21 protein-coding genes are annotated in these 25,713 nt (G+C 55.1%); 14 read left to right on the top strand and 7 right to left on the bottom strand.

What is annotated here, in order from left to right; translation table 11 throughout:
- Positions 1 to 18 precede the first annotated feature (18 nt).
- From phoU to I4V53_RS06475, 8 genes are all read left to right on the top strand, one after another.
- A complete protein-coding gene (gene phoU / locus I4V53_RS06510) occupies positions 19 to 678 on the top strand; it encodes a phosphate signaling complex protein PhoU (RefSeq protein ID WP_195984710.1) in 660 nt (219 codons plus the stop codon).
- A 19-nt stretch (positions 679 to 697) separates the two neighbouring features.
- Positions 698 to 1,393: a winged helix-turn-helix domain-containing protein gene (locus I4V53_RS06505; protein WP_195984708.1), complete on the top strand. Its 696-nt coding sequence runs from the start codon at positions 698 to 700 to the stop codon at positions 1,391 to 1,393.
- A gap of 161 nt (positions 1,394 to 1,554) precedes the next feature.
- Complete coding sequence (locus I4V53_RS06500) at positions 1,555 to 3,306, top strand: ATP-binding protein (RefSeq protein ID WP_195984705.1); 1,752 nt, start codon at positions 1,555 to 1,557, stop codon at positions 3,304 to 3,306.
- A 224-nt stretch (positions 3,307 to 3,530) separates the two neighbouring features.
- A complete protein-coding gene (locus I4V53_RS06495) occupies positions 3,531 to 4,844 on the top strand; it encodes a phenylacetate--CoA ligase family protein (protein ID WP_195984703.1) in 1,314 nt (437 codons plus the stop codon).
- A gap of 16 nt (positions 4,845 to 4,860) precedes the next feature.
- Positions 4,861 to 6,603: an indolepyruvate ferredoxin oxidoreductase subunit alpha gene (gene iorA, locus I4V53_RS06490; protein WP_195984700.1), complete on the top strand. Its 1,743-nt coding sequence runs from the start codon at positions 4,861 to 4,863 to the stop codon at positions 6,601 to 6,603.
- Positions 6,600 to 7,181 carry an indolepyruvate oxidoreductase subunit beta gene (locus I4V53_RS06485; protein ID WP_195984699.1) on the top strand — a complete coding sequence of 194 codons (582 nt, stop codon included), beginning with the start codon at positions 6,600 to 6,602 and terminating at the stop codon, positions 7,179 to 7,181. Before iorA ends, I4V53_RS06485 begins: the two co-directional genes overlap by 4 nt.
- 40 nt (positions 7,182 to 7,221) lie before the next feature.
- Positions 7,222 to 8,529, top strand: coding sequence for a phenylacetate--CoA ligase family protein (locus tag I4V53_RS06480; protein ID WP_195984697.1), 1,308 nt, complete (start codon positions 7,222 to 7,224; stop codon positions 8,527 to 8,529).
- Positions 8,530 to 8,542: 13 nt separating this feature from the next.
- The gene (locus tag I4V53_RS06475; protein WP_195984695.1) at positions 8,543 to 8,974 is read left to right on the top strand and encodes an ACT domain-containing protein; all 432 of its coding nucleotides are present in this window, start codon (positions 8,543 to 8,545) and stop codon (positions 8,972 to 8,974) included.
- Positions 8,975 to 9,071: 97 nt separating this feature from the next.
- Here the strand turns inward: I4V53_RS06475 and I4V53_RS06470 are convergent, their stop codons facing one another.
- Genes I4V53_RS06470 through I4V53_RS06460 form a run of 3 tightly spaced genes read right to left on the bottom strand, consistent with a single transcriptional unit; the run spans position 9,072 to position 11,549 of the window.
- Complete coding sequence (locus I4V53_RS06470) at positions 9,072 to 9,524, bottom strand: GNAT family N-acetyltransferase (protein WP_195984693.1); 453 nt, start codon at positions 9,522 to 9,524, stop codon at positions 9,072 to 9,074.
- Positions 9,525 to 9,540: 16 nt separating this feature from the next.
- Positions 9,541 to 9,909, bottom strand: a complete 369-nt coding sequence (locus I4V53_RS06465) for a VOC family protein (protein WP_195984691.1) — start codon at positions 9,907 to 9,909, stop codon at positions 9,541 to 9,543.
- A gap of 26 nt (positions 9,910 to 9,935) precedes the next feature.
- Positions 9,936 to 11,549 carry a peptide ABC transporter substrate-binding protein gene (locus I4V53_RS06460; protein WP_195984689.1) on the bottom strand — a complete coding sequence of 538 codons (1,614 nt, stop codon included), beginning with the start codon at positions 11,547 to 11,549 and terminating at the stop codon, positions 9,936 to 9,938.
- A gap of 288 nt (positions 11,550 to 11,837) precedes the next feature.
- On the opposite strand from I4V53_RS06460, the gene I4V53_RS06455 reads away from it, so the two are divergent.
- Complete coding sequence (locus tag I4V53_RS06455) at positions 11,838 to 12,224, top strand: desulfoferrodoxin family protein (RefSeq protein ID WP_195984687.1); 387 nt, start codon at positions 11,838 to 11,840, stop codon at positions 12,222 to 12,224.
- Between the two features lie 177 nt (positions 12,225 to 12,401).
- On the opposite strand, the gene gpmI is transcribed toward I4V53_RS06455, so the two are convergent.
- From gpmI to I4V53_RS06435, 4 genes are all read right to left on the bottom strand, one after another.
- On the bottom strand, positions 12,402 to 13,919 hold the full coding sequence (gene gpmI, locus I4V53_RS06450) for a 2,3-bisphosphoglycerate-independent phosphoglycerate mutase (protein WP_195984684.1): 1,518 nt from the start codon (positions 13,917 to 13,919) through the stop codon (positions 12,402 to 12,404).
- Between the two features lie 42 nt (positions 13,920 to 13,961).
- Positions 13,962 to 14,732 carry a triose-phosphate isomerase gene (gene tpiA, locus I4V53_RS06445; RefSeq protein ID WP_195984682.1) on the bottom strand — a complete coding sequence of 257 codons (771 nt, stop codon included), beginning with the start codon at positions 14,730 to 14,732 and terminating at the stop codon, positions 13,962 to 13,964.
- 125 nt (positions 14,733 to 14,857) lie between these two features.
- On the bottom strand, positions 14,858 to 16,054 hold the full coding sequence (locus I4V53_RS06440; protein ID WP_050697275.1) for a phosphoglycerate kinase: 1,197 nt from the start codon (positions 16,052 to 16,054) through the stop codon (positions 14,858 to 14,860).
- Positions 16,055 to 16,204: 150 nt separating this feature from the next.
- Positions 16,205 to 16,756 carry a tRNA (cytidine(34)-2'-O)-methyltransferase gene (locus I4V53_RS06435; RefSeq protein ID WP_195984680.1) on the bottom strand — a complete coding sequence of 184 codons (552 nt, stop codon included), beginning with the start codon at positions 16,754 to 16,756 and terminating at the stop codon, positions 16,205 to 16,207.
- A gap of 201 nt (positions 16,757 to 16,957) precedes the next feature.
- Here I4V53_RS06435 and I4V53_RS06430 point away from each other — a divergent pair, with 201 nt between their 5' ends.
- The 5 genes from I4V53_RS06430 (at position 16,958) to ptsP (ending at position 25,664) form a co-directional block, all read left to right on the top strand.
- Positions 16,958 to 17,143 (top strand): hypothetical protein, encoded by a 186-nt coding sequence (locus I4V53_RS06430; protein ID WP_242846242.1) that lies wholly within the window; start codon positions 16,958 to 16,960, stop codon positions 17,141 to 17,143.
- A 263-nt stretch (positions 17,144 to 17,406) separates the two neighbouring features.
- Positions 17,407 to 19,125, top strand: coding sequence for an MORN repeat-containing protein (locus I4V53_RS06425; RefSeq protein WP_195984678.1), 1,719 nt, complete (start codon positions 17,407 to 17,409; stop codon positions 19,123 to 19,125).
- Between the two features lie 17 nt (positions 19,126 to 19,142).
- A complete protein-coding gene (locus I4V53_RS06420) occupies positions 19,143 to 20,447 on the top strand; it encodes a ComEC/Rec2 family competence protein (RefSeq protein ID WP_195984676.1) in 1,305 nt (434 codons plus the stop codon).
- Positions 20,448 to 20,774: 327 nt separating this feature from the next.
- Positions 20,775 to 23,597 carry a hypothetical protein gene (locus tag I4V53_RS06415; protein ID WP_195984674.1) on the top strand — a complete coding sequence of 941 codons (2,823 nt, stop codon included), beginning with the start codon at positions 20,775 to 20,777 and terminating at the stop codon, positions 23,595 to 23,597.
- Positions 23,598 to 24,038: 441 nt separating this feature from the next.
- Positions 24,039 to 25,664 carry a phosphoenolpyruvate--protein phosphotransferase gene (gene ptsP / locus I4V53_RS06410; RefSeq protein ID WP_195984672.1) on the top strand — a complete coding sequence of 542 codons (1,626 nt, stop codon included), beginning with the start codon at positions 24,039 to 24,041 and terminating at the stop codon, positions 25,662 to 25,664.
- The last annotated feature ends 49 nt before the right edge of the window (positions 25,665 to 25,713 follow it).

Here is a 25,713-nt window from a genome sequence, read left to right as displayed (position 1 = left end):
ATAACTAGGAGGGATTATATGCCCAGAAAGCTTTTTGACCGCGAAATCAACGATCTGATCCGCCGTATGACGGATTTGGGAAATACGGTGGACGGGCGCGTCCAGACGACCATTGAGGCCCTGCGCACACAGGATATGGAGAAGGCCAAGTGGGTGGCGCAGAACGACAATGAGATTGACAGCGAGGAGCACGCGATCGAACAGACCTGTATGAACTTGATCGCGTTGCAGCAGCCCATTGCCAGCGACCTGCGCATCATCGCGGCCTGCCTGAAAATCCTGACCGATATGGAGCGCGAGGCAGACCAGTGCGCCGACATCTGCGATATCCTGATGATCGCCAATCTGGACCGCAACAGTCTGGCGCTCTCCCATGTGGTCCAGATGCTGGAGGCCGCCCGCGCCATGTTCCGCGATTCCATAGACGTATTCCTCAGCCGCAATGTGGAAACCGCCCGCGCCATCTGCAAAGCGGACGACAACGTGGACGCGATGTTCTCCCGCATTGTGCTGGAGGTCTGCAATATTATTACGGAAAATCCGCAGAACGTCATGTGCGACGTCGACCTGATCTTCATCACCAAATATGTGGAGCGCATGGCGGACCATGCCACCAATATCGCGGAGTGGGTGATTTATATGGAGACGGGCGAGCATCCGGAGCTGAATACAAAATGAGGAAGAGAGGGCTGTTTCTATGCCTTTGATTTATGTTGCGGACGATGAGCCGAATATCCGCAAGCTGGTTGTTTTTGGCTTGAAGGACGAGGGTTTTGATTCAGCGGAATTCGCGGATGGGGAAAAGCTGCTGGCCGGTGTGCAGGCGCGCCGGCCGGACGCGATTGTACTGGACTGGATGATGCCGCCGCCGGACGGCCTGGCGGTCTGCCGTACCCTGCGGGCGTCCCCGGAGACGCGAAATATTCCGATTTTGATGCTGACCGCGCGCGGGGAGGAGATCGACAAGGTACTCGGTCTGGAACTGGGCGCGGACGATTACATAGTAAAGCCCTTTGGGATGAAGGAGCTGTGTGCCCGTGTGCGCGCGGTGCTGCGCCGGGCGGAGCGCGCGGCGGAAATTCCGGAACAGACGCTGGAGTGCGGCGGACTGAAGGTGGACATTACCCGGCACACAGTGGAGAAAAACGGCGAGAACATTGAGCTGACCGCCAAGGAGTTCGATCTGCTTGCCATGCTGATGAAGAACCGCGGCAAGGTTCTGACCCGCGACAACCTGCTGGATAAAGTGTGGGGAGTGGAATACTTTGGAGATACGCGCACCGTAGACGTTCACGTGCGCTACCTGCGCCAGAAGGTGGAGGACGACCCGGATAAACCGGTGCTGATTCAGACAGTGCGCGGCGTGGGCTATAAATTTGCGGACCTGAAATAGCGCCGGGCGTGTTCCGTGTTGGCGGCGTGTATAAAATATGGATGAATCTGGCGGATTCCCCCGGCTTTGGTGGAGGAAGCCGCTCCTGTTCTGCTGATCTTTGATGCAAGACCTGTATTGCGGTACAGATCCTTTGTCATCGTTACGGGGAGGGCGTACATATGAAAAAACAGATGTTGCTGTGCAATGTGGGAATCATTCTCATCGGCTTTGTAGCGGCGTTCCTGACGGCGACCGTCCTGGTGCAAAACCAGTACCAGGAGGAGTTTACCAACCGGCTGAACGCGGCTCTGGCGGTGATTTCCACACAGGAGGACGAGGTAACGCGCCATCCGCAGCAGCTGGCCCTGCAGATGGGTAACTCGCTGCACAGTGCCGGTCAGCCCATGCGCATCACCGTGCTGGACCGGATGGGCAACGTCGTCGGAGACAGTGAAAAAGAAGATATCAGGGAAAATCATTACGACCGTCCGGAGATTGTCCAGGCAAGGGAAGGCGGTTATGGATACGATACCCGCAGGAGCGCCAGCGTGGGGGTTTCCTTTTACTATGCGGCGGTGCAGCTGGGCAGCGGCTATTATCTGCGCGCCGCGCTGCCGCTGGAGGACCTGGAGCGGACCATCCGCAAGATGTGGCTGGATGCGCTGTTAGGCGTTCTGTTTGGCGTCATCATGGTCAGCATCGCTTCCAGTTTGTTTGTGTCGTGGCTCAGCCAGCCCCTCAGGCGCATGAGCGAGGCGGCGAAGAAACTGTCCCGGGGGGACTTTCAAACCCGGGTGCGCGGCAAATTCAATCACGAGTTCGCGGAGTTGGCGCAGTCCTTCAACCAGATGGCGGATAATACGGAGAACGCCGTGGAGCTGCTCCGCACCAAACAGGACCAGCTGGAGGGTGTGCTGCAGGGGATGAACGACGGCGTTCTGGCGGTGAACGATCGAAATGAAATCCTGTTTTTGAACCGGCGTGCCTGTTCTTTGTTGGATTGTCCGGGTTTAAAAGCGGGCGATAAGCTGGACGGCAGCCTGCTGCTGACGCGTCTGGCGGATCTGCTGGCGGAGGCCGTCCGGACGGGCGAACCGGCCAGCCACGAGCTTTCAGACCTGCCGGAGGATCAAAAATACACCGTCTATACCGCGCCGATGGATGGACAAAAGACGCCCGCCGCGCTCGCCGTCGTGACGGACGTGACGCGCATCCGCAAGCTGGAACAGCTGCGCAGCGAGTTTGTCTCGAATGTGACGCACGAGCTGAAAACGCCGCTGACCTCCATCCGCGGCAGCATTGAGCTGCTCAAGAGCGGCAACCGGGACGAGGAGACCCGCCGGTATTTCTACGATGTGCTGGACATTGAGGCGGAGCGTCTGCACCATCTGATCGACGACATGCTGGTACTCTCCCAGATTGAAAACGCAAAGGAGGATCCCTCCATGCGCCCATGCAGCGTGGGTGAGGCGCTGGAGCGCTGCCTGGAGCGCGCCGTGCCGCTGACAAAGGAAAACCGGGTGCAGCTTCATCTGGACGCGTCGCCGGACCTGTATGTTGCCTGTACGCCCACCCGGCTGGAACAGCTCTTCGATAACCTGATTACCAACGCCGTCAAGTACAATGTGCAGGGTGGATCGGTTTTTGTCACCGCGCAGAAGCAGCGGCAGACGGCGGTCATCCGCATCCGCGACACAGGCATCGGTATCGCAAAAGAGCATATGCCGCGCCTGTTTGAGCGTTTTTACCGCGTGGATACCAGCCGTTCGCGCGAGATTGGCGGCACGGGGCTGGGGCTGTCCATCGTAAAGCACCTGGTCGCCCTGTACGGCGGCGAAATCGGCGTGGAAAGCGAGCCCGGAAAGGGCACCGCGTTTACCGTCATTCTGCCGCTGGCTGCGAAGAATGGAACGGACAATTCATTGCTTTAAAGAGTTATAGCGTGGTGAAAATTGGAAGCGCATGCCGCCTTGGCATGCGCTTTTGGCTATTATCAATAAAAAGTGCTGTTGAATCTGAACAGTTTGCTTTAATTCGTGGGGGTTTCACAAAAAGACGGTTGCAATTTGTCAGAAAAAGAGTTAAAATAACAAAAAGAGAACCGCACCAAAGCTGAACTTTGGTGCGGTAAATTTTAGGTTAGGTGGGGAGCGCCATGTTCTATCAAAAAGACGTGGAAACCATGCGCCGCGCAGATATTGAGGCGCTTCAGCTGCAAAAGCTGAAGAAGATGGTGGACTACTGCTATCACAATATCCCGTTTTATCACGAGCGGTTACAGGCGGCCGGCGTGACCGGCGACAAGATAAAGACCCTGTCGGATATTCAGTACATACCGTTTACCACAAAGGACGACATCCGGGACAACTACCCCTTTGGTATGATGGCGCGGCCGATGAAGGACATTGTGCGCATCCACGCGTCGTCTGGCACCACGGGTAAGCCTACGGTGGGCGTCTACACACAGGGGGATATTGACGTCTGGGCGGACCTGATCGCGCGCATCGCGGCGGCGTCCGGCGTAACCCAGGACGATGTTATCCAGATTTCCTTTGGCTACGGCCTGTTCACAGGCGCGCTGGGTCTCCACTACGGCCTGGAAAAGCTGGGAGCGACGGTTATTCCGGCGTCCTCCGGCAATACGGCGAAGCAGCTGATGATGTTCCGCGACTTCGGCGTGACAGGGCTGGTGGCGACGCCCTCCTACGCGCTGTACCTGGGGGAGATGGTCAAGGAATCCCCGTATCCGGCCAGCGCCTATAAGCTGCGTCTGGGCCTGCTGGGTTCCGAGGGCTGCACCGAGGAAATGCGCGCGCAGATTGAAAAGAACCTGCACATGTTTGTTACAGATAACTACGGCATGACGGAGCTGGGCGGTCCCGGCGTCTCCGGCGAATGCGAGCTGCGCTGCGGCCTGCACTTCGCGGAAGACCACTTCCTGCCGGAGATCATTGACCGCGACACGCTGGAGCAGAAGGGCCCCGGCGAGGTCGGCGAACTGGTAGTGACAACCCTGTCCCGCGAGGGCATGCCGGTGCTGCGCTACCGCACCAAGGACATTACGCGCATCAACTACGAGCCGTGCGCATGCGGCCGCACCCACGCGCGTATGGATAAAGTAATGGGACGCACGGACGATATGCTCATCATCAAAGGCGTCAACGTCTTCCCGTCCCAGATCGAAAGCGTGTTGGTTGGCATGGAACATGTCGGCCCGCACTACCAGCTGATCGTGCGCAAACAGAACTTCCTGGATACGCTGGAAGTGAAGGTGGAGCTGACGAGCGGGGAACTGCTGAGCAGCTACGGAGAGCTGGAAGCGGTTCAGCGCAAGATTCACGACCGCCTCAAGAGCGTACTTGGTTTGGAGACAAAGGTCACGCTGGCGGAGCCGAAGTCCCTGGAGCGCTTCCAGGGCAAAGCAAAGCGCGTGCTGGATTTGCGCAATCAGCCGGAAGAAAAGGCATAATAAAGGGAGATATCGTATGAAAGAATTACTATTGGGAAACGAAGCGGTCGCGCGCGGCCTCTATGAGGCCGGCGTCAAGGTGGTGTCCAGCTATCCGGGCACGCCCAGCACGGAGATCACCGAAACCGCGGCAAAGTATGATGAAATTTACTGCGAATGGGCGCCGAACGAGAAGGTCGCGGCGGAGGTCGCGGCGGGCGCAAGCTTTGCGGGCGCGCGTTCCTTCTGCGCGCAGAAGCACGTGGGCCTGAATGTGGCGGCGGACCCGCTTTTCACAATGAGCTACATCGGCGTCAACGGCGGCATGGTGTTTGGCGTGGCGGACGACCCCGGCCTGCACTCCTCGCAGAACGAACAGGATTCCCGCAACTATGCCATCGCGGCCAAAATGCCAATGCTGGAGCCCGCGGATTCCGCAGAGTGCCGCGATTACACCAAGCTGGCATTCGATCTGTCTGAAGAGTTCGATACGCCGGTCTTTGTCCGCCTGACCACACGCATCTCGCACAGCCGCAGCCCGGTGGAGCTGCATGAGCGCGAGGAGCACGAGCTCAAACCATATGAGAAAAACCCGGCCAAGAACGTCATGCTGCCCGCCTTTGCAAAGCCGAAACATCATAAGGTAGAGGAGCGGCTGGTCAAGCTGGCTGATTGGGCGGAAACCTCCGGAATCAACACGGTGGAGGACAACGGCGCGGAAATCGGCGTGATCGCCGCCGGCGCGGTCTACCAGTACGCAAAGGAAGTATTGGGAGATACGGTCAACTATTTGAAGCTGGGCATGGTGCACCCGCTGCCGCTCCATATGATCCAGAACTTTGCTTCCAAAGTGAAGGAAGTCTATGTCATTGAAGAGCTGGACGACGTAATTGAGACCTTCTGCCGCAAGAACGGAATCGCCGTACACGGCAAGGACGTCTTCCCGCGCTGCGATGAGTTCTCTCAGAACGTCATCCGCGCCTGTATGTTAAAAGAAAAGCCGGAGGTCATGTCTGTGGAGGTGGAAACCCCGATGCGCCCGCCGGTCATGTGCTGCGGCTGCCCGCACAGGGGCCTGTTCTACACGCTGAAGAAGGCGAAGGTTTATGTCAGCGGCGACATCGGCTGCTATACCCTGGGCGCGTCCGCTCCGCTGAGCGCAATCGACACCTGCGTCTGCATGGGTGCGTCCGTCTCCGCGCTGCACGGCTACAATAAAGCGCGCGGCAAGGAGGCCGAGCAGAAGAGCGTTGCCGTCATCGGCGACTCCACCTTTATGCACTCCGGCGTCACGGGCCTGATCGACATTGCGTACAACCAGAGCAATTCCGTCGTGATTGTTCTGGATAACTCCATCACCGGTATGACCGGCCACCAGCAGAACCCGACCACCGGCTACAATATCAAGGGCGACCCGACCGCAAAGGTGGACCTGGAGGCGCTCTGCCGCGCCGTCGGCATCAACCGCGTGCGCGTTGTCGATCCGTACGACCTGAAAGCGGTGGACGCCGCGCTCAAGGAGGAGCTGGCGGCGGAGGAACCCTCCGTGATCATCAGCCGCCGTCCGTGCGCGCTGCTGAAATATGTGAAGCATAAGCCCTCCCTTGTGGTGGATACGGAGAAATGCATCGGCTGTAAAGCCTGCCTGGGCATCGGATGCCCGGCCATCAGCGTGAAGAACGGCAAGGCCGCGATCGACTACACCCAGTGCGTGGGCTGTGGCGTGTGTACGACCTTGTGCCCGAAGACAGCCATCACAGAGCAGGAGGTACAGGCATGAGCAACGTAAAAAGTATTATGATTGTCGGCGTGGGCGGACAGGGCACCCTGTTGACCAGCCGCGTTTTGGGCAACGCCATGCTGAACCAGGGCGTTGACGTAAAGGTTTCCGAAGTGCACGGCATGAGCCAGCGCGGCGGCTCCGTTGTGACCTATGTGCGCTATGGCGAAAAGGTCTATTCCCCGATCATCGCGCAGGGCGGCGCGGATATCCTGCTCGCCTTTGAGGCGCTGGAGGCGGCGCGTTACCTGCCGTGGCTCAAGCCGGACGGTACTGTGATCGTCAACACGCAGCAGATGGACCCGATGTCCGTCGTCACAGGCCAGAAGGAATATCCGGAGGATATCCTCGGCGAGGTGAAAAAGCAGGGCGCGAAGATGGTCGCCATCGACGCGCTGGGGCTGGCGGAACAGGCCGGCTCCGTCAAGGCGGTCAATGTAGTGCTTATCGGCGCGATGGCCAAAAAGCTCGACCTGCCCAAAGAGGTCTGGATCGACACCATCAAGGCCACGGTGCCGCAGAAATTTATTGACCTGAACCTGAAAGCCTTTGAACTGGGCTACAATGCTGAGGTCTGAAATATAAGGGGATCAGTTTTTGAAAAGAGGGATGAAACAAATGCACGGGAATTATTTTGAGCCGGAGCTGGAATGCGCTTCCCGCGAGGTGCTGCATTATATCCAGTCCAAAAAGCTGGTAAAAATGGTCCATATGGCCTATAACAACGTACCGCTTTATAAAAAGCGGTTTGATGAGATCGGCTTGCTGCCGGGGGATATCAAGTCGATCGACGACATCAGCAAGCTGCCGTTTACCTATAAGGACGACCTGCGCGACAACTATCCCTTTGGCATGTTTGCCGTGCCGAAGGAACAGCTGGTGCGCATCCACGCGTCTTCCGGCACCACCGGCAAACAGACGGTTGTGGGATATACCAAACATGACATCGACGTGTGGGCCCGCAGCGCGGCCCGCAGTATTGTTGCGGTGGGCGGCACCAAGTCGGACTATGTGCATGTTTCCTACGGCTATGGGCTGTTCACGGGCGGCATGGGTCTCCACTATGGCGCGGAAAAGCTGGGCGCGACGGCAATCCCGGTTTCCACCGGAAACACCAAGCGGCAGGTACAGATTATGCAGGATTACGGTTCCGACATCCTGTGCTGTACGCCGTCCTATGCGATGTATATCGGCGAGACGGTCCGCGACATGGGGATCGATCCCAAATCGCTGAAGCTGCGCGCCGGAATCTTCGGCGCGGAGCCGTGGACGGAGGAGATGCGCCGCGAGATTGAGCGGCTGCTCGACATCCGCGCTTACGATATTTACGGCCTTTCGGAGATTGCCGGCCCCGGCGTTTCCTGCGAATGCCAGATGCAGGCGGGCATGCACGTCAACGAGGATATGTTCTTCCCGGAGATTATCGACCCGGAGACGGGCAAATCCCTGGCGGACGGCGAGTTCGGCGAGTTGGTCTTTACGTGCATCGGCAAAGAGGCGCTGCCGCTGATCCGTTACCGCACGCGCGACATCTGTACGCTGAACCACGAAACCTGCGAGTGCGGAAGAACCCTGGTCCGCATGGGCAAACCGCGCGGACGCACGGACGATATGCTGATTATCCGCGGCATCAACGTATTCCCGTCCCAGGTGGAAAGCGTGCTGCTGGAGCTCGGCATGGCGCCCAGCTATCAGCTGGTGATCGACCGTATCAACAATCTGGACTGCATGGAAGTGCAGGTGGAGATGACGGAGGATATGTTCAGCGACACCGTCCGCAGCCTGGAGAGCACGGAACACAAGATTGCCAACGCCTTGCAGTCCACACTGAACATCGCGGCGAAGGTCCGCCTGTTGGAACCCAAGTCCATTCCGCGTTCGGAGGGCAAAGCAAAACGCGTCATCGACAAACGAAACAAAGGTTAAAGGAGGAATTGGCATGCAGATCCAGCAGATTTCGATTTTTGTGGAAAACAAATCCGGCCGGCTGGCGGAGATCACGGAGGCGGTCGCGGAAGTGGGCGTGGATATCCGCGCGGTTTCCATTGCAGACACCAGCGATTTCGGCATTCTCCGCCTGATTGTCGACAAACCGAAGGAAGCGGTGGAAGCGCTGAAAGAGAAGGGCATGACCGTATCCCTCACCAGCGTCATCGCCATGGGGATCAACGACCAGCCCGGCGAGTTTGCCAAGGCGCTGCGCGTTTTGGCGGACAATACCATCGGCGTGGAATACATGTACGCCTTTGTCAGCCGCGAACACGGCAAGGCGTTTGTAATTCTCCGCGTGGACGACAGCAACCGCGCCGTGGAGGTGCTCAAAGAAAACGGCATCACCATTTTGAGTGCGGAAGAAATCTACGGAATGTAATTTTTAAAAGATTGATACAGATAGAAAATACCGCTTTGCCATGTACATGGCAAAGCGGTATTTTCTGCAATTTTTTGGGGAAGGGTAAGACATAAAATCAGCGGGACCCGTCTTTTTGCAGAAGCAGCCTTCCGCTGGAAAAGGTATTCCGAATCTGGAATCCCAACCTGGTATACAATGCGACCGCTCCGATGTTGGCGGTAAAGACATACAAATAGATTGGCAAATCGGTGTTAGAACAACATTGCAGCAAAACGGCAGTACCAATGCCTCTGTTTTGAAAGGCGGGAAGAATACACAGGTCATCCAGTTCCATTTTGCCATTGACAGGATGGAAATAGCAGTATCCGGCCTTTTGGTTTTCATAGAGAATGCGAATATACGCTCCGATATGCGATGTGATTTTTTGCCGTACCCACGTCAGCGCTTTTTCGTAATCGATGGACTGCAGGTCTTCATAGCGGTCAATCTGGTCTTTGTTCAGGAGAAAGATGGCTTCAGCATCGGCTGCGTTAGCCGGTTCGTATGTTAATTTTATGGCGTTTTTCATTTTGGCAGTCCTGTAATCAAAGGTTCAGCCCGTCGATTTTCTGAAATTCGACGGTGTAACCGTTTGGATCTTCCAGAAAAAAGGAGTAAACCGGTTGGGAGGGATGCTGTGCCGGACAGCTCTTGGGTTGGACGCCCAGCGCCAGGATGCGCCGGTATTCCGCGTCGACATCCTCCCGGCTGGCACAATTCAGGGACAGGCACAGTTTGCCCGAGGCGGTCTGGCCGTCGCCATATTGGACAAATGCAAACGAGCCGTGCCCTGCGCCGAAAATACGGACTGTCTCTGCGGAGAAAACCGTTTGCAGGCCGATCACCCGCGTGTAAAAGTCCTGTGTCTCCGCGAGGTCAAGACAGGGATAAAAAGCGGTCATAGAGGTAATCATATCCATTCCTTCCTTTTTGCATGCAATCAGCCCTTGCCAGCGCTGATGAAATCGACCCCGCCGCCGTAGGGATGAAAGACGATGCCGGTCACGCCCGGCGCAGAGGCGAAATAGTGGCTTTCGTAATAGAGCGGGTAAAAGATACACTGTTCGTTTAAATAGCGCTCCATGGCGGCGCAGGTGGCGGCCGCCTCCGCGCCGTTCTGATGTTCCGCGGCGGAAAGATGTTCGTCGTATCCGGCGGAGCGCAGGCCCGCGGGGTTGTTTTGGCTGCTGCTTTTAAAGAGGTTCAGAACAGCGAGCGGCCCTTCCGCATCCGGTGTGATGGAGCAGATGGCAAGCTGGTAATTGCCGCTGGCGATGCGGGAAGCGAGTTCCTTTTTAGAAAGCGATTCCATATTAAAATAATAGTCAAACTGGGCGTTCCATTCGGTCAGCATTTCGTTGACCATCAGGCGCACCTCCGGGTCGTCCGGGCAGAGGATCGTCACCTTGGGCAGCGTTTCCAGCCCCAGTTCCCGAATACCGGCGGCAAGAAACTGCGCCGCTTGATTGTCCTGTTGTAGATAAAAAGCGCTGCCCGCCTGCTCGCGGTAGTTTTTTCCAAACAGCTTGGTATCCGGCGTGATAATATTTTCCGCCGCTGTGGTTCCGGCAGGAAGGTGAGAAAGGACCTTTGCGCGGTCAAACGACTGGGTAAACGCTTTTCGGATGTTCAGATTCCGCATCAGCGCGTTTTGCGTATTGAAGCAGAGCCCCCAGGTGGTGTCCTCAAAGCGGGTGATTGTGCAGCCCATTTCCCTGGCTTCTTCCACGCGCTCGGCCGGCATGGCAATTGCATCCACCGTGCCGTCTTTTAATGCGGCAATGGGGTCGGAGACATCTGCCTTTTTGCTGCCAATGCTGAATTTGATGTCGGAGGGCAGCGGCTTTATGTCGCCGGAATAACCGGAGAACCGGCGCAGGTTGATGTAGGAGCCGTGTTCCCAGCCGTAGATTCCGTCGATAGCAAACGGGCCGTTTCCGAGCAGGGTGGATTTCTCCAAGCCGTAGCGGCCCTTGGTAGATTCAAAAAACGGTTCATGGCACGGCATGCAGACAGCGGAGGCGGTTAGCTTTGGAAAATCCTCGTACGGATAAGCCAGAGTTACCACAAGTTTGTGCGTTCCCGCTGCGGTTACGCCCAGCTGTTCCAAAGGGAGCTCCCCGCTGCGGACCGCCCGGGCGTTTTGGATGCACAGCAGCGGATCACTGGTGGTGGAGCCGGTTGCGGGATCAAGCGCACGGCGGAACGCGTAGACGAAGTCGTCCGCTGTGACAGGCGTTTTTTCTTTGTCGTTCCATACGGCGTCCTGCCGCAGGGTAAAGGTGAATTCCGTGAAAGTATGGTTGGAAGTCCAGCTTTCTGCCACGCCGGGGGTTGGATTACCATCCGCGTCCAGCCGTGTCAGGCCTTCAAACAGTGCCTGGATCAGGATTGTGCCCGATGTATCGTTGGCAATCTGCGGATCAAGTGTTTTCGGTTCCGCGTCCAAATGGTATTGAAAGGATTTATTGGCGTTGCTCGGCGCTTTTTCCTCGCAGGAGGTAACGCACAATAGGAGGGAGAAACAGAGCAGCACCGCCGCCAGTCGTTTCATCCGGTCAACTCCTTATCTATCATTAAAGTCAAATATAGCATATTTCGATCAAAGTGCTTATATTTTAACATCTTTTCCCAAGTGTTGCAATCGAGGGGATGGAAATGTCACACAATCGTAAGGTTGCTGTGGGACTGAACTTTTGATAAAACGGAATATTTTGGGAATTCGCTGGATTGGCATCTGTTTTTTGTCCTATGGTTAGGGTATAATAAAATAACAGGAAGATACGTCCTGCAAAAAATTTGCATGGCAATTTGCCGTGCGTAATGAACGGAGGTCAAAGAGATGGATCAGAGAGTAAAGTTTTACATCTGCAAACACTGCGGCAATATCGTGGGCTTAATCAATAACGGGGGCGTCCCGATGGTCTGCTGCGGGGAAAAAATGCATGAGTTGGTTCCCAATACATCTGAAGGCGCGACGGAGAAGCATCTGCCGGTGGTAGAGGTCGTCGACAATCTGGTGAATGTCAGCGTTGGCAGCGTGGAACATCCGTCCACGGAAGAGCATTTCATCGCCTGGATATATCTGGAGACCGCACACGGCGGCCAGAGAAAAGCGATCAAGCCGGGCGAACATCCGGTGGTTACCTTTGCATTGCAGGACGACGAGCCGATTGCCGTCTATGCGTACTGTAACCTGCACGGCCTTTGGAAAACAGAAATCCAATAATCATAGTATGTCCGCATATTAAAAATATGCATGCACGGCAAAAGGACGGTTTCCCATCCGGGAAACCGTCCTTTTGCTGTTTGGAGGACAGATTTGCATCTAAAATATGGCGGACAAAGTCCGCTGAAACGGGACGGAAGCCTGTTTCCAACCGCCCCCTTATACGCAGGGAAAAATTTAATCCACAATAATGGAACGGCCGTCCATTTCGGCCGGCTGGGGCAGGCCCAGAATTTTCAGCATGGTCGGCGCGATATCCGCCAGTCTGCCGCTTTCGCGCAGCTTGCAGGGATACCCCACAACGCAGAACGGAACTGGATTGGTGGTGTGCGCGGTGAACGGAGAACCGTCTTCCTCGTACATCTTATCCGCGTTGCCGTGGTCGGCGGTGATCAGTGCGACGCCCTCCTGCTTCCGGATCGCGTCTACAACGCGGCCCACGCAGGTATCAACCGCTTCCACAGCCGCCTTTGCCGCCTCGAACACGCCGGTATGGCCGACCATGTCGCAGTTGGCAAAGTTCAGGATAATGACGTCGTAAGCGCCGCTCTCAATGCGTTCCACCAGTTTGTCGGTGACTTCGTAAGCGCTCATCTCCGGCTGCATGTCGTAGGTTGCAACCTTTGGGGAGTTGACCAGTACGCGGTCTTCGCCCGGATACTGCTTTTCCACGCCGCCGTTGAAGAAGAACGTCACGTGCGCGTACTTTTCCGTCTCTGCAATGCGCAGCTGGGTCAGACCCTTGTCGGAGATATATTCGCCAAAGGTGTTTTTCAGGGACTGCGGTTTAAAGGCGACCAGGACGTTCGGCATGGTCGCATCGTACTGCGTCATGCACACGTACTTGAGCGGGAAGAAGCCCTTCTTGCGCTCGAAGCCGGTGAAATCCGGGTCCACAAAGGTGCGGGTAATCTCACGCGCACGGTCGGGGCGAAAATTAAAGAAGATGACGGAATCGTCCGGACCGATCTCCGCGCCCTTGGCGCATACGGTTGGAACGACAAATTCGTCGGTGACGCCCGCCGCGTAGGAATCTTCCACCGCCTTGACCGGGTCGGCGCACTGGACGCCTTCGCCGTAAACCATGGCGGCATACGCTTTTTCCACGCGTTCCCAGCGGTTATCGCGGTCCATCGCGTAGTAACGGCCCATCACCGTGGCAATTTCGCCCACGCCAATCTCCCTGAGCTTCGCCGCGCATTCCGCGACAAAGTCCTTGCCGGAGGACGGGGGAACATCGCGTCCATCGAGCAGCGCATGCACGTAGACCTTTTTCAGGCCGCGATTTTTCGCCAGTTCCACCAGCGCATACAGATGGCTGTTGTGGCTGTGCACGCCGCCGTCGGAAAGCAGGCCGATCAGATGCAGGGCCGTCTTCTTGGCGATGGCGTTGTCCACCGCGGAAATAAAGGCGGAATTCTCAAAGAAATCGCCATCCTTGATGGATTTGGTGATGCGGGTCAGCTCCTGATAAACGATGCGGCCCGCGCCGATGTTGGTGTGGCCGACTTCGGAGTTGCCCATCTGGCCGTCCGGCAGGCCGACGTCCATGCCGGACGCGCCGATCTGTGTGATCGGGTTGCTGCTGAAGATGCGGTCCAGATTCGGTTTACTGGCGGCTTTGATGGCGTTGCCGTAGTCGCCGGCAATACCGAAACCGTCCAGAATCATTAAAATCAAAGGTTTTTTACTCATAGTATGAAAATCTCCTAATCTTATTCAAAACAGCCGGGAAGATTATCCCTCTGTTGCCGCCTTGACGATTTCCGCGAAGTCCGCGGGTTTGAGGGAAGCGCCGCCGATCAGGCCGCCGTCCACATCCGGCTGCGCCAGCAGTTCCGCCGCGTTGGCCGCATTCATGGAACCGCCGTATTGGATGGTCATTGCATCCGCTGCCGCTGCATCGTACAGCTCTTGGATGGTTGCGCGGATGATGGCGCAGACCTCGTTTGCCTGCTGTGCGGTCGCCGTTTTGCCGGTGCCGATGGCCCAAACCGGCTCGTAGGCGATGATCACGCGGGCCAGCTCTTCCTTGCTGACGCCCTGCAGCGCGATTTTGGTCTGGAGGGCGACCAGCTCGGCAGTGATGCCCTGTTCACGCTGCTCCAGATATTCGCCGACGCAGAGGATGACGGTCATGCCGTTGTCCAACGCCGCGCGAACACGCTTGTTGACCGTGACGTCCGTCTCGCCAAAATAGGTGCGGCGTTCGCTGTGGCCGATAATGACATAGTTTACGCCCATCGCGGTGAGCATATTCGCGGAAATTTCTCCGGTATAAGCGCCGGAGGCCTCCCAGTGGCAGTTTTCCGCGCCGACGCCGACGTTGCTGCCGGCGGTAGCTTCAAGAGCGGCAGCCAGATCCACATAGGGGACGCATACGACGACGTCGCAGCCCGCATTGGCGACCAGGGGCTTGATGCTCTCAATCAGTTCCTTTGCCTCCGCGGGGGTTTTATTCATTTTCCAGTTGCCGGCAATGACGGCTTTTCTCAGTGCTTTATTCATGATATGTCTGCTCCTTATCAAAGATATATTAAAATATAAAATAAAAACGGACCCGCGGCCGGACCGGCGCGGAAAGAACCAGAACCTGGTTCCACGGCCGAAACCCGACCGGGGTCCGGATCAGATTATTCCTTTTCGTTCAGGCAGGCAATGCCCGGCAGTTCCAGACCTTCCAGGAACTCCAGGGAAGCGCCGCCGCCCGTGGAGATGTGGGTCATCTTGTCGGCAAAGCCGAGCTTCTCAACCGCAGCAGCGGAGTCGCCGCCGCCGATGATGGAGATGGCGCCGCTCTCGGCGACCGCCTTTGCAACGGCGATCGTGCCGGCTGCAAAGTTATCCCACTCGGAAACGCCCATCGGTCCGTTCCAGACAACGGTGCCGGCGTCCTTGACCGCCTCGGTGAAGAGGTCGCGGGTCTTCGGGCCGATGTCAAGGCCCATCCAGCCGTCCGGAATCTGATCGGACTCAACCAGCTTGTGCTCGGTGTCCGGCTTGTACTCCAGGCCGACGATGTTGTCCACCGGGATCAGGAACTTGACGCCCTTGTCCTTTGCTTTGGCCATCATATCCTTCGCCATCTCTACTTTGTCGCTCTCGCAGATGGAGGTGCCGATGGAATAGCCCAGCGCGTTCATGAAGGTGTATGCCATGCCACCGCCGATGATGAGCGTGTCAACCTTGTCGAGCAGGTTGGTGATGACGCCGATCTTATCGGAAACCTTCGCGCCGCCCAGGATCGCAACGAACGGACGCTTCGGGTCGGCCAGAGCGCCGCCCATGATGGAGATTTCCTTCTGGATCAGGTAGCCGCAAACAGCCGGGAGATAATCCGCAACGCCGGCGGTGGAGGCATGCGCTCTGTGCGCGGTGCCGAACGCGTCGTTGACATAGATTTCCGCGAGGGAAGCCAGCTCTTTTGCGAACGCCGGATCGTTCTTTTCCTCTTCTTTATGGAAGCGGACGTTCTCGATCAGTTCGACTTCGCCGTCCTGCAGGGAAGCGGCGATGCTCTTCGCGCTTTCACCGACGACGTCCTTCGCCATCTTGACTTCCTGGCCGAGCGCCTGGGAAAGATAGGCGGCGACCGGAGCCAGGGAATACTTCATGTTGAACTCGCCCTTCGGACGGCCCAGGTGGGAGCAAAGGATCACCTTCGCCTTGTGGTCGATCAGATATTTAATGGTTTTGAGTGCTTCGTTGATGCGCTTCGGGTCGGTGATATTGCCCTCCGCGTCAAACGGCACGTTAAAGTCACAACGGACAAGAACCTTTTTTCCGGATACGTCAATGTCCTCTACAGTTTTTTTGTTGAGGTAATTCATACTCTTTTGCGCTCCTTTATTTGAATTTTCCAGAGTCTCAAACACTGTTCCCAGTATACAATAAATGGGAGTTATTTTCAAGAGGGAAGCACGTCAATGCACATTTTTGTCAAATGTTAGACAGTCCCCCCCGAACCACACGGCGGCGTTTTATTCCGTTTGACCGGAAAGGCCGCTTCCATGGGCTTTTTCCGCTGGTTCATCCCAGGAGAGGCGATGCAGGTTCCCCTTGCAGAGCAGTTCCGGATAATTCCATTGGCGCAGCGTCTCATAGACGCCGACCGCGACGGAATTGGAGAGATTCAGGCTGCGCGCGTCCGCGTGGTTCAGCATGGGAATGCGCACGCAGGAATCCGGATGCCGCACCAGGAGTTCTTCTGGTAGTCCCGCTGTTTCTTTGCCAAAAATGAGATAGCAGTTATCCGGATACGAAACCTCCGAGTGAATCTGTCTCGCCTTGGTGGTGAAGTAGAAGAAATTGCCGCTGTTGCGATTGAAAAAATCGGACAAACTATCGTAGTAGGAAATGTCCAGAAGATGCCAGTAATCCAGACCGGCGCGCTTTAATTTTTTATCGTCAATTTTAAAGCCCATCGGCCCGACCAGATGCAGGCGCGCGCCCGTTGCGGCGCAGGTGCGGGCCACATTGCCGGTATTCTGCGGAATTTCCGGCTCTACCAGTACGATATTGAGTGTTGCCATACGTTTGTTAACCCCGTTTCTATTTTGCACATGTTTTTCCTATTATATCACCCGGCTTGCAAAAGCACAAACCAGTCAATCCTTGACGGTTTGCCGCAATAAAACTTGGAAGCAATAATTAAAAAGAAGGAGGGAAAAATAATGCGGGGATTCTCCCTGGGTACTCTGTTGGAAAGAATAAACGGAATGTGGAGGTCGTATATGATGTACAAAGAAACAATGGGCTTTGTCAAGGGTATTGGCGCGGGCGTGGTTGCCGCTGTGGCGGTGGCTGCCGTTGGCAATCAGATGATGAAAAACAACAAGCATCTCAAACGCGACGCAAACAAGGCGATGCACGCTGTGGGCGACGTGTTGGAAAACGTGGAGCACATGTTCAAAGCGTAACACGCTGCAGGCAAAAGCAGGCTGTCCGGACGGTTGTATCCGGACAGCCTGCTTTTTTACGGGATGGTGAAACAAAGGATACATAGATAGGATTTCTAAAGCGATCGGAAGCGGCGTTCCGGATACAACCGGGCGGGGAGAAGTTCTTGCGAAAAAAAGGGGGAACGTGTATAATAATCTTGTATAGCAGTCTATCAACTGTGCGGCCTTTGCCGCCGTGGTCAAGGCGCGGGGAAAGCTCCCTGTGCAAGGAAGGACAGAACATGCAGAAGGACGAAACCATTCGTATTTATCAAATATATAACAGGACTTATGACGGCCCTTCGGCGGGGAATTCTCTGCTGAGCGCGGCGCGCCGGGAATATTTTACATCTGGCGGGCATGTATCCCGCAAGGAAAACAGCGTCGCATCCGGGGAAAAGATCAGCAGCGTCTGCAGGATCAGCAAAAACGGATTTGCATGGAGCAAAAAATGCGAAAAACAGTTCCTGCAAAAAGCGTTTACCGACGGAAACGGCTATTATGTCGCCAGCTGGAACCGGCGCGGCGGCCTGGTCAGCAAGATGCGCTTTTCCAGGGATCACCGGTGGGTGAGTACCGCTTACTACGCGGAGGGCATGGAAAACACGCCGACGACGGTCCTCAGCCCGCGAGAGGATGGGGACGGAATTGTGCTGCTGGAATGGGACGCGGATATGCGCAAATACAAGCGAACCCTCCTGCAGGCCAGTCCGATGCGGCGCGGGAGTGTGGAGCAGAGCCTGGCGGACGCCCGGCTGGGCGAGCCGCAGATTTACGCGGAGACCTCCGCGGGAGATTTTTGCTACTGCACGCCGGAGGAGGCGCGGCTCCGCGAAACGATCATGAAGGGCGCAGCGGAAACGTTGCCGGAGGACATCACTCTGCGGACGGAGAACTTGGAGGAAGCGGTCCCGTTTGCGTCCTTTACATATATAGAGAACCAAAACGCATCAGAGCAGGAACAGGAAAAGGTTTCGGTGCCGCCCGCAGTGGATCCGGAGCCGGAGGAAGCGGTGCTGACGATGGAAGCGTTTGCGGTGGACGAATCGTTTACGCCGGAGGAAAAAGCGGTCCCGTCGCAGGACTATGCGGCGGACCATGAGCTGCTCAGCATCGACCCGGGCGAAAAGGAGACGGGGGAGCTTCCCCATACGATATTGGAGCAGGAGCTGCCGCTCCCGGCGCTGAATTCCGGCTTGTCCCAGCTTTTAAAGCTGGTGCAGGAGGAGCTGAAGGCGCAGCAGAGTCCCCCCGTGCGGGAGGAGCCGAAGGAACCGCCGCAGCCGGTCGTGCGCGAAGCCGCGCCCGGGCAGTCGGGCCGCTATTCCGTGGCGTCCAAGAACCGCCACGGGGTGGTGGTGCATGCGCCGGAGCTGGAACAGAAGTCCGCAGCGCAGGGAGAGGACCCCGGCTGGAGAGTGCCGGAGACGCCGGCCCCGGCGGTCAAACAGATCATTATCAGCGCGGAGGAAAGCTACGCGTATTTTGGCGAGCTGCTCAACGGCCTGCGCGAGGGGCAGGGCCGCACGGAAATGCAGAACGGGCATACGGCCTATGAGGGCGGCTACCGCGCGGATCAGAGAGACGGCTTTGGAACCTATTATTATAAATCGGGTAAAATCTGTTACGTCGGGGACTGGAAAGAAAACCTCCGCCACGGGCAGGGGATCTCCTTCAGTTCCCGCGACGGTTCCGTCTTTGTGGGAAAATGGAAGGACAACGTGCCGACGGGCAGCGGCACCGCCTTTGACGCGGAGGGCAACCTGATCTATACCGGCGAATGGAAGGACGGGAAGCGCAACGGCTACGGCACGGAGTACCGGGACGGCGCGGTCCGCTACGCGGGCGAATGGAAGGAAGACCGGTATCATGGGCAGGGGACGCTGACGCTGGCAAATGGAACCGTGCTGTCCGGCCGGTTTGTGGACGGAAAAGCGCAGGGGTTGGAAGAACTTTTATAGAAGCGGGGGGATCGGGCTTGCAGTGGCTGGAGTTACATAATGTGGAGTACGGGGAGTGCATCGTCCTGGGCGGCGCGCATCACGATATATTGATGGTGGACTGCGGCAGCATCAACCAGAAAATCCGTGAGGGGGACGTCAGCTTTACCTCCTACGTGGACCCGGTGCTGCTGGAGCGGTACGCCGGATGCACCGGAAAGGAGTTCCTGCTTACGCATTACCACCGGGACCACCTGTGCGGCCTGTACCAGATACTCGCCAGGCGCGGCGGATATTTTGACCGCATCTTCCTGCCGGTTTCTCCGGCGGACGCGCGGGGGAGGGCCCTGCTGCTGGAATTTGCCCTGTTTGTCTATGCATTCCTGCCGCGCCACAGCGACTACGCGCTGGTCAACATCAGCGCGCTGCGCATTTTCAGCCGCGTTGCAAAGCTGGCGGGAGCGGAGCGGGTTTATCCTCTGGCGGCCGGGAGTGATTTTGCCTTTGACGGCGTAACCTACGACGTCGTCTGGCCGGATGCGTCCGGCTATCCCTTCAGCAGTCTGTTCTCCTCCATCGTGGAAAATCTGGACGTCTGCCTTTCGTCCCCTTTCCTGCCGGAGGTCGCGGGGCGTTTTCTGGAGAAGAAGGAGGTCTTTTGCAAAGCGTATGCGGAATGCTGCAAAACCGCGCCGCTGGCGCCGGAACGCATCGCCCGTCTGGATGAAATCCTGGACGATGTGGACGCGATGATCCCGGAGCTGATGCTGCTTCCCTCCGCGCCGGACGTGGTGCAGATTCTCACGGACGCCGTCACGCGCACGGCCTATTCGGACGAACTAAACGCCGCGGGGATCATTTTCCACAACCGCCGCACCAGCGAGGCCAGCCTGGACGACATCCTGATGACCGGCGACGCCACGCCGGAGAGCCTGGACGCGGTGGCGGACCGCCTGTACAGCGATTATTACATTATAAAGGCGCCGCACCACGGGACGGCCAGCCACTGGAGCCACCTGCTGTCGGAGCTATCGGCGTCCCATATTCTGATCAGCAACGGCGAATATCAGAAAGGCGGCAAGATCGCAGAGGAATACATCGACCTGCCGGCGGTCAAGCACTGCACCAACTGTACGGCCTGCGGCTGGTACCAGTCCAGCGGCTGCTCCTGCAACCGTCTGGCCTGCTGCTATGAGCTTCCGCAGGGCGCGGGGCTGACGATCAAATGTCCGCGCTGCCAGAACCGCAAGGGAAGCGCGCCGTGTGGTATTTATGTAATCACCCACACAGGCGAGCGCTCCTGCTTGTGTGATGAATTTCCCGTGGAACCGGCGGCGGAATAGTGACTGGCGTGCGATGGCAGCTCTGCCAATATTTTAATGGAAATGCTGCCAAAACGGCAGAAAGCCAGCGCTGATGCGGCTTTTTCGGCTGATAAATGAAAAAATATTGTATTTTACGCACTTGACATTGCGAAACAAATATCTTATAATCCAAGTAAACATATGAGAGATGTGTTTGATTCGTGTTGTTCTAGCGCCATCTGGAAGGACACAGCGGATGCATCTTCGTCAGGGGCCATCCTGTTAACGTCCGTGACTTTTCAATATGTTGTTTTTTAAGTATTGCGTTTCAAAACGCACACGACGATTTTAAGGAGGACACAAAGGATGAGAAAAATTACAGGAAAAGCTCTGGCTACAGTGCTCGCAATGGCGCTGATTACCTCCAGCTTTTCGGGAACATTTGCTTTCGCTGCTTCTAAGACAGAGAAGGCTGGTAGTGCAAGCTTCACAGGCGGCGGTAAGTATTCTAACTTTGATTCTGAAGATGAGATTACTCTGGTAAAGGATCCCAAAAACCAGAATACGAATCTGTTTGATCTGAAGGAACTGATCGGTGGCATGACGTTGACGACTGCTGATAAAGCAGAAAAGGATGTTGAAGTCGAGACCGATGACCTTTCTTTCCGCCATGCTAAGGGCGACAGCCTGCTGTCCATCAATAAAGATGGCGAAGCAAAGGTTAAGAGTGACAAGACCGGTACTGAGACCATTATGGTTTACGGTGAAGCGACGATTACTCGTGACGACAAAGACATTACTCTGAAGGGCCAGAAGGAGATTACTATTCATGTTGTCAAGAATGGTACGCTGTTCGTAGGCATCAAGGGTGTTCCGGAAGGTAAAGCTGGTAAGCAGGTTCCGAGTCTTGACATTTCTTTCAATGATCAGTCTTGGAAAGATGTAGCTGTTTACGAGGCTTACGCTGGCGACGGTCTGGTTGCTAATTATCAGGTAACCGACATTAATGGCGATGGCGATGATCTTCGCGTTGAGGCTCCGAGTAATAATCGCTTCGAAGTTCTTACTAAGAGAGATGTTGCCAAGCTTGAAGGCACACCGGATGCAGAGTTGGCTGCTATTGATAACGAAGCTGTTGTTGCAATCCGCAATGTGGGCAAGAGTTATGGTACCATGAAGCTCAACATTAAGAGCAAGAGCAAGGATAAGTTCAATACAACAGAAGACTCTACCACTGCTTCGATTCAGAAGAAGATCGATATCTTTGGTGCAGTAAGTGTTGAGAAAAACAATAGTAAAACAACTATTGGCGGCGATGGTGTAAAGACCAGCGTTGAGTATGATAAAGATGGCAATGCCAGCAAACCGGTTTATGCAACCGGAGAGAAGGCTGAGCAGGTCGAGTTCTGGGGCGACATGGACGGAGTTAATGTTTCCGGCTATGACATTAATGTTCTTGCGTCTGCAGCAGGTACAGGTGAGGCCAAGAAGATGGTTATCGGCTTGGGCGAAAATGTTAGTGTTGGCGCGATCACAAGCGATAAGCCTGCTGGAGTTACTGTTTCGGTTACAACTACTGAGAAAACGAAGGTTGGCGATATCAGCGATGTAACTGATGTTTCCATTAGTGAGGGTGCTACTGCTGGTGCAATCGATATTCTGGGCGACTTCGACATGACCGAAGGCCGTGTAACATCTGTTGAGGCGGACGGTGCGATCGAGATTAAGGGTGGTACTGTAAGCGGCAATATCACAAATGATAGTGATGATGGTGTTACCATCAATGCGGAAGATGATGATATTAATACCGTTATCTCCGGTACAATTGAAGCGAAGAAGCTGAAGGTTGAGAAGGACAGCGACGATGCAAAGATTCAGATTGCTAATGTTGTTCTGAAGGACGATGGCGAGTTGACTTTGTCCGACAGCGGTATTGAAATTGGCAAATTGGACTGCGCTTATGAAGGTGCTGTAAACTTTGAGAGCTTTGAAGGCAAGTTGCCGAGCATTGTAAATGCTGGTGATGTTACAGTTGATGAAGATTCCACCGTTGTAGTTGAAGGTGCTTCCAACATGGATACACTGGATATTGCTGAAGATGGTTCCATTGAGTTCAAAGATTCTGTGACTGTTGAGAGCCTTTCTGGCGATGGTAAACTGATTGTTCCGGCTGGCAAACTGCACATCACAGATGGCGTTTCTGGTAGTGTGAAACTCAGACTGGCTGGTGCAAATGTCAATGTTGGCGATGTTGCTTTCACAGCGGCTAAAGATGCAGCTGATGTAGATTCCTTCGAGGGTATCGGCTTTAAGATGGAGAAGAAGTCTGTTGATAAGGACACAGATTCCTTCCTCGTAAAGAGCGTTTCCTTTGCAGGCGTTGCTTTGGATAAATCTGAGGTCACGATTGCTAAGGGCTTCTCCAATACCGTTACTGTTTCCAATTATCCGGCAAGCACCTCTCTGCCGACTGGCGCTTCCGTTGTTTGGGATTTCAGCGACGCTGACAAGGATATCTTTGATATCACTGCAGATGGCGCAACTCTGAACATCGCTGTCAAGGATTATGACGATGTTTATGCAACCTCCAACAGCTTCGATCTCTATGCAACTGTTGTTGACAAAGATGGCGACGCTCTGGAAGATTATGATTCCGCTAAGTGCACCGTAAACGCGATTAAGGAAGTTCCGGTTTCCAGCGATCTCTCCGGCATCGTAGAGGTTCCGCAGGGCTCCACCAAGGACTTCGTTGTGAACTCCTCTATTGAGGCTCCGGTAACCATCGGCACTGCTGATGTTGCGGTTCACGCTGTAAAGACTCCGTTTGCGAACGCGCAGGCAACTTACACTATTAAGGCTACGGGCGCTGTCGGCACCACCGCTGGTGTGTACGCGACTGTTCCTGGCCAGGTTGCTACCAAGCTGTTTGTCATCAAGGTTACAGCTCCGGTTGTTACCTCCGATACTACTGTTGACTTTGACCTGACCGCTGGCAGCCGCTATGTCTTCAAGATCACTGCTCCGGCAGCTCCGTCCTTTACCGTTGGTAATGGCGATGTTCTGAAGACCCAGGCTGGCAAGATCGACGGCAACGATTACTACTTCGCAGTTTATGCGCAGAACGTTGCTGGCCAGAGCACCGGCGTCTATGTCAATGGCGTGAAGGTTTGCACAGTTACTGTGAAATAAGAACCTTTTAAACAATCGAACATGACTGTATAACGGCCGTGTTTATTAGAGTGGCGGTTCAAGCGAAAGCTTGGGCCGCCATTTCTTTTTAAATTTTTTCGGCAATATGTGGATGCGCTAATCAATGGTAAAATGCAGGCATTTGTACAATGTGACGATTCATAAACAAAATATGATAGGAAAAACGCGCATTTCCATTATCCGGCGTTCGATTTGATTGACGGTTTTTGTTTGATCAATGCTTTTTTTGTCATTTTATGGATGGAGCGCCATGGATGGCAAGGCATTTTGTACGAAAATGGACAAGATTTACCAATACGTCTGCTTTTTTTTGAAACATATTGACAATTTCATGAAAAAGCCTTAATATAAATATTACATTAACAGAATGTTCACAGTTGTTGCATGGACCGTGAAAACGGATAGAAAGTGGTGAGCGATGTGAATACCATAAAAGGAATTGCCGCCTCAAAAGGCGTGGCAATTGGAAAATTAAAATTATGTGTGAAACTTGACGATAAAATCAGCAAGCAGTCCATTACAGATGTGGAGAAGGAATTGGAACGCGTGGACGCCGCAAAAGAAGAAGCGGTCAAGGAGCTGAACAAAATTTATTTAAAAGCTCTGAAGCGCGTGGGAGAAGAAAACTCGATGATCTTCCAGATCCACATCATGATGCTGCAGGACGACGATTTCTTCGATGCGATTCAGGACTGCATCAAAGATGAGAAGGTTAACGCGGAATATGCCGTTTGGAAGGCCGCGCAACAGTTCTCTGAAATGTTTGCGCAGATGGACGACGAATATATGAAAGCCCGCAGCGCGGACGTCATAGATATATCCAAGAGGGTTTTGGGATGCTTGAATCCCGAACTGGAAAGCGGACTGGACAGTCTTAAAACAGAAGCGATCGTCGCGGCGTCCGATTTAATGCCCAGCGAGACGGTTCAGATGGACAAAAGTATGGTTCTGGCCTTTGTGACAGAGCAGGGCTCTAAAAGCTCCCATTCCGCCATTCTGGCGCGCACAATGGGAATTCCCGCAGTGGTTGGCCTGTGCGATAGTTTTGCGGCCCTTCAGAACGGCGTGGTGACCATTGTGGACGGCAGCGAGGGTACGATTGTCATTGACCCGGACGAAGCTACTCTGAAGGCTTATGAGCAAAAGAGAGAGCAGTTCTTACAGCATCAGCAGGAGCTGCAGCAGTTGAAGGGAACCAAAGCCGTTACCAAAAGCGGCGCGGAAATTGAGATCAACGCCAATATCGGCCATCCGAGCGACGTCGAAATGGTCTTGGAAAACGACGCGGACGGCGTCGGCCTGTTCCGCAGTGAGTTCCTTTACATGGAAAGCGACGATTTCCCGACGGAAGAACAGCAGTTTGAAGCTTACAAGACGGTCCTGGAGAAGATGGACGGGAAGCGCGTCATTATCCGTACGCTGGATTTGGGCGCGGATAAACAGGTGCCTTACCTGAACATCCCCAAGGAAGAGAACCCGGCTATGGGTTATCGTGCGATCCGCATCAGCCTGGATCGAAAAGAGTTGTTTGTCACACAGCTCCGCGCCCTGCTTCGCGCCTCCGCCTTTGGTAAGCTGGCCATCATGTTCCCGATGATCACATCGGTGGAGCAGGTACAGGAAATCAAAGGTATGGTGGAACAGGTTAAACACGAATTGGAAGAAGAAAAGATTGCGTTTGCGCCCGATTTTGAATTGGGTATTATGATTGAAACGCCCGCGTCGGCGGTGCTGAGCGACCTGCTTGCAAAAGAGGTGGATTTCTTCAGTATCGGCACCAACGATCTGACGCAGTACACCCTCGCGGTAGACCGCATGAATCCCTCCATATCCGAGATGTACGACCCGCGCCATCCCGCGGTGCTCCGCATGATTCAAATGTCTGTGGAGAACGCGAAGAAGGCCGGTATCTGGATTGGAATCTGCGGAGAATCCGCGGCAGATACGGCGTTGACCAAATTTTATTTGGAAATCGGCGTGGATGAGCTTTCCGTTACGCCGTCTGCGGTATTAGAGCTGCGTAAGACGGTGCAGCAGCTGGATTAAGTCGAAAACCAGGCTCCGGCCTGGTTTGATATTAAATTCATTTTATTGA

The sequence above is a fragment of the Clostridium sp. D33t1_170424_F3 genome (genome assembly GCF_015667585.1).
Taxonomy (GTDB): domain Bacteria; phylum Bacillota; class Clostridia; order Oscillospirales; family Acutalibacteraceae; genus Anaeromassilibacillus.
The sequence above is the reverse complement of the archived record's forward strand: the minus strand, read 5'-3'. Positions and strand labels throughout refer to the sequence as shown.